Source organism: Acidimicrobiales bacterium (genome assembly GCA_036273495.1).
In the GTDB taxonomy this organism is placed as follows: Bacteria; Actinomycetota; Acidimicrobiia; order Acidimicrobiales; family JAJPHE01; genus DASSEU01.
Window position 1 is genome coordinate 1 of record DASUHN010000204.1, and the last position, 7,530, is coordinate 7,530.

General features: G+C 73.0%; 11 protein-coding genes. 5 read left to right on the forward strand and 6 right to left on the reverse strand.

The window, feature by feature from the left end; genetic code table 11:
- On the forward strand, positions 1-679 hold a 679-nt coding region (locus VFW24_08605), incomplete at its 5' end, for a hypothetical protein (GenBank protein HEX5266822.1).
- A 44-nt stretch (positions 680-723) separates the two neighbouring features.
- Here the strand turns inward: VFW24_08605 and VFW24_08610 are convergent.
- A complete protein-coding gene (locus tag VFW24_08610) occupies positions 724-2,049 on the reverse strand; it encodes an alkaline phosphatase family protein (protein ID HEX5266823.1) in 1,326 nt (441 codons plus the stop codon).
- A gap of 10 nt (positions 2,050-2,059) precedes the next feature.
- Positions 2,060-3,076, reverse strand: a complete 1,017-nt coding sequence (locus VFW24_08615; protein HEX5266824.1) for a DUF4349 domain-containing protein — start codon at positions 3,074-3,076, stop codon at positions 2,060-2,062.
- A gap of 93 nt (positions 3,077-3,169) precedes the next feature.
- Here VFW24_08615 and VFW24_08620 point away from each other — a divergent pair, with 93 nt between their 5' ends.
- Together VFW24_08620 and VFW24_08625 are read left to right on the forward strand one after the other, a co-directional pair.
- Complete coding sequence (locus VFW24_08620; protein HEX5266825.1) at positions 3,170-3,562, forward strand: DUF2237 domain-containing protein; 393 nt, start codon at positions 3,170-3,172, stop codon at positions 3,560-3,562.
- A 48-nt stretch (positions 3,563-3,610) separates the two neighbouring features.
- Positions 3,611-4,438, forward strand: coding sequence for an SDR family oxidoreductase (locus VFW24_08625; GenBank protein ID HEX5266826.1), 828 nt, complete (start codon positions 3,611-3,613; stop codon positions 4,436-4,438).
- A 3-nt stretch (positions 4,439-4,441) separates the two neighbouring features.
- On the opposite strand, the gene crcB (VFW24_08630) is transcribed toward VFW24_08625, so the two are convergent.
- The 3 genes from crcB (VFW24_08630) to crcB (VFW24_08640) are packed head-to-tail and all read right to left on the reverse strand — an operon-like array spanning position 4,442 to position 5,611.
- Positions 4,442-4,819 carry a fluoride efflux transporter CrcB gene (gene crcB, locus VFW24_08630; GenBank protein ID HEX5266827.1) on the reverse strand — a complete coding sequence of 126 codons (378 nt, stop codon included), beginning with the start codon at positions 4,817-4,819 and terminating at the stop codon, positions 4,442-4,444.
- Positions 4,816-5,160, reverse strand: coding sequence for a DUF190 domain-containing protein (locus VFW24_08635; GenBank protein ID HEX5266828.1), 345 nt, complete (start codon positions 5,158-5,160; stop codon positions 4,816-4,818). The genes crcB (VFW24_08630) and VFW24_08635 overlap by 4 nt, the downstream gene beginning before the upstream one ends.
- A gap of 4 nt (positions 5,161-5,164) precedes the next feature.
- Positions 5,165-5,611, reverse strand: a complete 447-nt coding sequence (gene crcB, locus VFW24_08640) for a fluoride efflux transporter CrcB (GenBank protein HEX5266829.1) — start codon at positions 5,609-5,611, stop codon at positions 5,165-5,167.
- A 20-nt stretch (positions 5,612-5,631) separates the two neighbouring features.
- Here crcB (VFW24_08640) and VFW24_08645 point away from each other — a divergent pair, with 20 nt between their 5' ends.
- Positions 5,632-5,961 carry a DUF190 domain-containing protein gene (locus VFW24_08645; GenBank protein HEX5266830.1) on the forward strand — a complete coding sequence of 110 codons (330 nt, stop codon included), beginning with the start codon at positions 5,632-5,634 and terminating at the stop codon, positions 5,959-5,961.
- Between the two features lie 49 nt (positions 5,962-6,010).
- Positions 6,011-6,490, forward strand: coding sequence for a hypothetical protein (locus VFW24_08650; protein ID HEX5266831.1), 480 nt, complete (start codon positions 6,011-6,013; stop codon positions 6,488-6,490).
- On the opposite strand, the gene VFW24_08655 is transcribed toward VFW24_08650, so the two are convergent.
- The coding region (locus VFW24_08655) for a HAMP domain-containing sensor histidine kinase (protein ID HEX5266832.1) at positions 6,456-7,530 on the reverse strand (1,075 nt) is incomplete at its 5' end. The two genes, VFW24_08650 and VFW24_08655, sit on opposite strands and share 35 nt — an antisense overlap.

Genomic DNA, 7,530 nt, shown 5'->3' on the forward strand with positions numbered 1-7,530 from the left:
CTACGTCTCGGGCCTCGGAGTCCCCGACGTGACCCACCTGGCGGTCGACGCCACCGGTAACGCCACCCTCACGCCGCCCGACGACGTGGCCCCGGCCGCCCCGCAGGACTGCGGCCAGCCCGGGTTGGGCGCGTGCGGGTCGGGTGGGTCCGGCTCGTCGTGCCCGGCGAGTGGGCCGCTGTGGACCAATCCGCCCCACACCGCCGGCGACCTGGCGGGCAACTCCGATCCGCAGCTCAGCCTGCTGACGGGGAACCTGGCCGTGACCGGGACCAACCTGGTGGCCACGCTCACCGTGACCGACCTGTCCACCCAGGTGCCCACCGGAGCCACCGGCATGGCCTGGTACAGCACGTGGACCTACAACGGCACGACGTACTTCGCCGAGGCCGAGGTGGGCCCGACCGGCATCCCCGACTTCGCCGACGGCACCGTCGCGGGCAACCAGTTCTCGACGGTCAACTCGGACACCGGGACGCTCACCCCGGGCCCGAACGGCACCGTGCGGGTCGTGGTCCCGCTCGCCAACGTGGGCAACCCACCGGCGGGCTCGACCCTGTCCGCACCCGCCGGGGAGACCTTCACCGAGGAGGGGACGCCGCCCACTCCGGTCCTCGGGTCCAACGGGTTGCTCGAGAAGGTCGACAGCGGCGGTCCGGGGTGCTCCTTCGCCACCTGAGCCGGTGACGGGTGGGGGCCGGGGAGGGGAGGCCCGCCCGGCCCCTACTGCCCGGCGGGGTCGGCGGCGATGCAGGCCGCCAGCCCCGTCGGGGGCGGGGCGGCGGTGAGCAGCGGCGGCACCATGAGCGCCGGCCGGCGGAAGTCGAGGCAGTCCAGCATGTTGTTGGCGTTGGCGTCGCGTGCCGACAGGGCGGGCAGGTTCCACTTGGTCTCGATCAGCCGCAGGATCGAGGTGTGGTCGTAGACGGTGTGTGAGACGTAGTCCCGGCGGGCCCAGGGGGACACGACCACGGTCGGGACCCGGAAGCCCGTCCAGCTGTACAGGTCTCCGTAGGTGGCGGCGCTGACCGCCGGGACGATGCCGTCGGGGCGCACCGCCGGCACCGGGGGCACGTGGTCGTAGTAGCCCCCGTGCTCGTCGAAGGTGAGGATCAACACGGTGGATCCCCACGCCGGGCTCCTCATGACCGCGTCGATCACCTGGTAGGCGTAGTAGGCGCCGGCCTGCACGTCCTGGGGGTTCTCCTCCGAGCCCTCGAACGACTCAGGGTCCACCAGGCTGAAGAACGGGAGGGTCCCGGCGGCACAGTCGGCGAAGAAGTCCGCCACCGGCACGACCCGGCCCGGGTTCTGCTCGACCACGTACGGGAACAGCCCAGCCGTGGGAAGGTCGGCGAAGTAGTCCTTCCACGAGATCCCGAAGGCGTTCAACAGGTCGAAGATCGTCCCGAAGCCCCCCGGCCGCGGGTCGGGATCGGTCGGGGACGGGAACGGGTCGCTGACCTGACCGAACGCCGAACCGGCGATGAGGAAGCGCCGGTTCGGATAGGTCTGGGCCATGACCGACGCGAAGTAGCGGTCGCACACCGGGAAGACCGACGCCAGCGAATGGTAGAAGGGCAACTGGTCGGCGGTGTAGTAGTGCATGGCCTCGGGGCTGCACGCCGTCACGAAGCCGTCGTTGGCCCCGTGGTCCCAGGAGCGGTGGCTGGTGTCCCAGCTCTGGCCGATGCTGTAGCCCGCCTGGCACGTCGACGGTGCGGGGGTGGCGTACACCCGCCCGCCGGAGGGCGACGGGTTCCAGTTGGTGGCCCGACCGTCGCGGCCGAACGTCAGGCCGTCGACTCCCCGCCGGCGCAGGGCGCCGAAATGGTTGTCGAAGGAGTGGTTCTCCATCATCAGCACCACGACGTGGTCGACGTGCGGGAGGGTGTCGGTGCCCGCCGGCAGGCGCGGGAAGGGCCGGGTGCCGGCGGCGGCGGCCGCTCGGGGCGCAGCCCGGCCCTCGAGGACGGGGCCGGCCACGGCCAGGGCGGCCCCGGCGGCGGCGCCCTTGAGCAGCGACCGGCGGCTGATCGGGACCGACATGCACCGACATTCACCGCCGGGAGTCGGTAGTCCTGCCTGGAAGCCGCCGCCATCCCAACCAGACCAGAGTGCCCAGGAGGGCCAGCAGGACGACGGCGAAGCCCAGTCCTCCCGAGACCGACACCAGGCCCTGGACGCCGTCGGCAAAGCCGTCACCCGCACGCAGCACCGCCGCCTTCCACGGGCCCGGCGCCGGCTTCGGCGGGGGTGGCGGGGTGGTGCGCTGGTCGACGTCGACGGTGAGGGTCCCGTAGCTGGTCTGGTCGTCCATGACCCGCTGCTGGCCCTCGAGCTGCTCGAGCTGGGTGTTCACCGAGTCGACCTGCTGCTGGACGGCCAGGATGTCCCCGATCGAGCTGGCCTTGGCGAGGATCGTCAGGAAGCGGCCCTGCGCCTGCTGCAGGGCAGTGATGCGGGCCTGCAGGTCCACGTACTGCGCGGTGACGTCCTGGCCCGTGGTGGTGGCCGAGACCACGGTGCCGAGGGCCCGGACCTTGGCGACGGTGGCCTCGAAGACGGCGGACGGGACCCGGAGCACGACCGAGCCCGACGGCGTCGCACCCGCCTGTGACGACGACGTCGACGCCACGAATCCGCCCTCGGCCGAGGCCAGCACCGTGAGGGCGCCCACGGTCGAGGTCACCCGGCCGCGGCGGACCTGGAGCCCGATCTGGCCGTTCTTGATCACCTTGGCCGGGACCAGGGGCGCCGTCGGGGCCGGACCCGGTCCGGCCGCGCTCGACCCCATGGAACCGGTCGCCGACCCGGCGCCGGAAACGCCGGCTCCCGCGCCCCCTTCCGCCCCGACAGCGGGCCCGTTGAGGGGAGCACCCACCGAGGCCCCGGAGGCGGCCACCGCCGGGGCCGGGATGGGCCGGGCCGCCTTGTCCGGGGTGCCCGACGTGCCGCTCCCCCCGTCGGAGGCCAGCGCCGCCACCAGCACCGCCACCACCCCGAGGGCGGCGGCGACCAGACCGGCGCGGCGGACCCCGGGGATCTTGCGGACACGGATCCCGAACGCCGACATTTGTCCCCCCTTGCTCACACTGCTGCGGCTGTTGGTGGGCCGGCGGGCACGGAATCAACCGGGACCGGCCCGGACCGGGCGATACTGCGGGCCATGAGCGAGCGGAACGTCCTCGGGACCCCCCTCGAGCCGTGTGGCACCGACCCTCTGACCGGCTTCTTCCGCGACGGGTGCTGCAACACCGGCCCGGAGGACTTCGGAAGCCACACCATCTGCGCGGTGGTGACTGCTGAGTTCCTGGAGCACCAGCGCGGCATCGGCAACGATCTGGTGACACCGATGCCCCATTACCGCTTCCCCGGCCTGGTCCCCGGCGACCGTTGGTGCGTGACGGCGGCCAACTGGCTGCGGGCCCACGAGGACGGGGCGGCGGCGCTCGTCGTCCTGGCCTCGACCCACGAGCGGGCCCTGGACATCGTCCCCCTCGAGGCGCTCCGACAGCACGCCGTCGACGTACCGGGGGATCCGAGCGGCCTGCTCAGCTGATCAGGACATGAGCTCCGGACCACAGCGGCCGGAGCGGAAGGGAGAGACGTGGCCGAGGCAGGAGGGCCGTTACAGGGGTTCGGTGTGCTGGTCACCGGAGGGGGCACCGGCATCGGCCGGGCCTGCGCGGCCCGGCTGGCCCGGGACGGGGCGGTGGTCACGATCTGCGGGCGGACGGAGGAGCGCCTCCGGTCCGTGTCCGGCGAGCTGTCGTCGGCCGGCCTGCAGGTCGGTCACGTCGTGGCCGACGTGACCAGAGAGGACGACGTCCGCCGGGCCGTGGACGCGGCCGTCGAGGCGGCCGGGAACCTCAGGGGCGTGGTGGCCAACGCCGGGGGTGGTGGGGGCCTCGGGCCCTACCACCGCCAGGACACCGCGGAGTACATCCGGGTCCTGGAGCTCAACGTGGTGGGGACCATGCTGTGCATCAAGCACTCGGTCCCCCACCTGGTCGCGGCCGGCGCCGGCTCGTTCGTCGGCATGTCCTCGATTGCCGGCGCCGTCACCCATCAGGTCTTCGGCGCCTACCCCGTGGCCAAGGCGGGCATCGACCACATGATGCGCAACGCCGCCGACGAGTACGGGCCCGCCAACGTCCGCTTCAACTCGGTGCAGCCCGGGTTCGTCACGACCGAGATCATGGAGGGGATCCCGCGGGACGGGTCGGTCTTCGAGAGCTACCTGGTCAACACCCCGCTGGGAGGCACCACCGAGCCCGACGAGGTCGGAGCGGTCGTCAGCTTCCTGATCGGCCCCGACTCCTCGCGGATCACGGGCCAGGCCATAGCCGTCGACGGCGGCCACCACCTCCGCTCGGGCCCCGACTTCAGGCCCTTCACCGGGCTCACCGCCGACCAGCTGCTCGGCCGGGAGTAGGCCTCAGAGCACTCCGACCAGAGCCAGGGCGGCCCCTGCTCCCAGCGTGCAGGCGACGAGGTTGCCCGCCACGTTGGCCGCCGCCTCGAGGTGGGCGCCCTCCTCCAGGAGCCGCACGGTCTCGAAGCTGAAGGAGGAGAAGGTGGTGTAGGAGCCGCAGAATCCCGTTCCCACGATCACCTTCGGGGTCTGCGGGAAGCCGTGGTAGAGGACCAGGCCCGTCAGCACCCCGAGGACGAACGAGCCGGACACGTTCACCACGAAGGTCCCCCATGGGAACGGGCCAACCGTGCGGTCCCCCATCCAGGCGTCCACCAGGAAGCGCGCCGGCGCCCCCACTGCCCCCGCCCCCATCACGCCGATCACGTCGACCGGGGTCATCGGCCCCCCTCCGTTGCGCCGATGCGCCCGGAGACGACCTCCACGTCCTCGAGGAAGACGATGCCCTTGCCGGCCACGGCCTCCCGTACCGGTCCGAGGAGCCGGCTGATGGCAGCGGGTGTGTCGACCACCACCACGGTGTAGGACTGGGCGTCGACACCCGACCGGAGCGACGGCGTGTGCAGGACGTGCGATGACCCGTACCCCTCGACGCCAGCGAGGACGGTGGCACCCGCCATCCCCGACCGGCGCGCCAGCCCGAGCACCTCGAGCGCCGCCGAGTGGTGATGGAAGTGCGCCGAGCGGCCGATCAGGACGGTCAGGCGGACGGCGGCCGTCACGATCTCAAGGCCCGGTCCCGGGCGGGCGGGAGTGCCCGGCCCGGCCTTCGACCGCGGGCAGCAACCGTCCGGCCAGGATCCCGGCCATGACCGCGATCAGGCCGCCCGCCGTGCTCGCGGCGAGGTAGGCGACGGCCAGAGATGTGTGTCCGTCGCGGACGAGCAGGTCGGATTCCACGGCGAAGGTCGAGAACGTGGTGTAGGCGCCACAGAAGCCCGTGGCCAGGAACGGCCGCACGTACCGGGTCGGGGGAAAGCGCTCGACCACCAGGGTCAGCACGAACCCGAGCAGGAGCGTCCCGGAGAGGTTGGTGAGGAACGTGGCCCAGGGGAACCGCCCCGGCTCGGTGGGCAGGCCGACGGACATCAGGTACCGGGCCAGCGCCCCGAGGGCGCCGCCTGCGGCCACCGCCGCCAGGACCTTGACCGGGGCACGAGAACCACGAGCCATATGCCGTACCCTGCCACGGCATGTCCGGCGCCGAGAACGCCAGCCGACTCACCGTGTTCACCACCGAATCGGCGGTGGCCCCCGACGGCCGGCCTCTGCACCTGGCCCTCGTCGAGCGGGCCCGCCAGGACGGTCTGGCCGGCGCCACCGTGTTGCGGGGCGTAGAGGGGTTCGGCGCCTCCGGCCATCTCCTCACCACCCGCTTCGCCGACCTGGCGGCCGGCCTGCCGCTGGTCATCGAGATCGTCGATCGCGACGAGCGCATCGACTCCTTCCTGCCGGCTCTCCGCCAGATCGCCGGAGACGAGCTCGTCCTGCGCCAAGCGGTGTCGATCGACGCTCCGGCCTGACTGCGTCAGGGTCACCCGCGCCCGCCCCGGCCGGCGGGAGAATCCGTCCATGGCGCGGGGTCCGTGGCTGCTCGCCGGGGTGTGGTCGGCGGGGACCGCGGCCGCCACGACCCTCGCGTGGGTCGGCGCCCACGCCGTCTCCAGCGCCATCGGCACCACATCGGTGCCGGGCGTCCCTCCGTTTCGCCAGACCGTGGTCACCCCCACGGGACCCCCGGCCGGGACGCCCCCCACGTCCCAAACCGCCACGCCGACCACTACCCGTACAGGGGTGTCACCTCGGACGGCAACCTTCTCCGATGCCGGTGGGACCATCACCGTCCGGTGCACCACCGACGGGATCGAGCTGGTGAGCGCCTCCCCCGCCGACGGCTACCGGGACGAGGGGGGCAGCGCCGGGCCGACGCGCGTGTCGGTCACCTTCCTCGGTCGGGTCGCGTCGTACCGGATCGACGCCCGGTGCCCCGGCGGCAAGCCGGTGGAGCAGACGACGGTCAGCCAGAGCCCGTCTCGGCCCCCGCCTCGCTAGTCGAGGAGTGGTCGAAGGGGGCGGCGTCGGTCCCGGCGCGGCCTGCTCCGGGGCTGACCACCCGGACGGTCAGATCGACCTGGGCGCCCCCGTCGGGACTGGTGGCGATGCGCAGCGATCCCCCGGCCCGCTCGGCCAGCTGCCGGGAGATGTCGAGGCCGAGACCGGTCGAACCGGTGCCGCTCCGGCCGCGCGCCATGTGCGTGGCCGGGAAGCCCGGGCCCTGGTCGGCCACGACGATGGTCACGGTGCCGGGCCCGTCGACCAGCCCCACCGAGAAGGCGGTGCCGTCCTCGGTGTGGGCGAAGATGTTGGCGATCAGAGCGTCGATCGCGCTCCCCAGGTCGTCGGCCGAGACCGGCGCCCACACGACCGGCCCGTCGATCTGGGCGCTCCAGTGCCGGTCCTGGTCCTCGGCCAGAACGGACCAGAAGGCCAGACGGTCCCGCACCACCGCCCGCACGTCGCACTGACCGGCCGAGGAGCGCTGCGCCGCGGGCAGGCGGGCCTGCTGGATCACGTTGTTGACGGCGTCGGTGAGCGCCGACACCGCCCCCAGCACCCGATCGCGGCTCGGGCCTTTCCGGAGTCGCTCCGCCTCGAGCTGGACGCCGGTCAAAGGGGTACGGAGCCGGTGTGACAGGTCGGCCACCGACTCCCGCTCGGCAATCAGCCGCTCCTGGATCCGGCGAGCCAGCTCGTTGACCGCCTGGCCGACCTGGCGGATCTCCGGGGGCCCGGACGGCGCCACGCGGGCGGAGAACTCTCCCTCCTGCATGCGCCGGGTCACGGCGCCCAGGTCCTCGACCGAGCGGACCATCGAGGCGCCCAGGCGGTCGGCCAGCGCGGTCGCCACGACGAGCACCGCCAGGCCCACCGTCCCCAGCAGCAGCCACGACCTCACCACCCCGTGGTCGAGGAGCACGCCGGGCACCCGGACCAGCCCCACGGCCACGGTCCCACTGGACGTGCGCACCGGTACCCAGACGCGCCGCTCGTCGTCGGAGGAGGCGGTGAACGCCTGTCCGCTCCGCGCCGCC

Excerpts from the sequence above, each read along its gene's own strand:
- VFW24_08620 (HEX5266825.1), top strand. The coding sequence starts at position 3,170 with ATGAGCGAGCGGAACGTCCTCGGGACCCCCCTCGAGCCGTGTGGCACC.
- VFW24_08610 (HEX5266823.1), bottom strand. The coding sequence starts at position 2,049 with ATGTCGGTCCCGATCAGCCGCCGGTCGCTGCTCAAGGGCGCCGCCGCC.
- crcB (HEX5266829.1), bottom strand. The coding sequence starts at position 5,611 with ATGGCTCGTGGTTCTCGTGCCCCGGTCAAGGTCCTGGCGGCGGTGGCC.
- VFW24_08645 (HEX5266830.1), top strand. The coding sequence starts at position 5,632 with ATGTCCGGCGCCGAGAACGCCAGCCGACTCACCGTGTTCACCACCGAA.
- VFW24_08615 (HEX5266824.1), bottom strand. The coding sequence starts at position 3,076 with ATGTCGGCGTTCGGGATCCGTGTCCGCAAGATCCCCGGGGTCCGCCGC.
- VFW24_08650 (HEX5266831.1), top strand. The coding sequence starts at position 6,011 with ATGGCGCGGGGTCCGTGGCTGCTCGCCGGGGTGTGGTCGGCGGGGACC.
- crcB (HEX5266827.1), bottom strand. The coding sequence starts at position 4,819 with ATGACCCCGGTCGACGTGATCGGCGTGATGGGGGCGGGGGCAGTGGGG.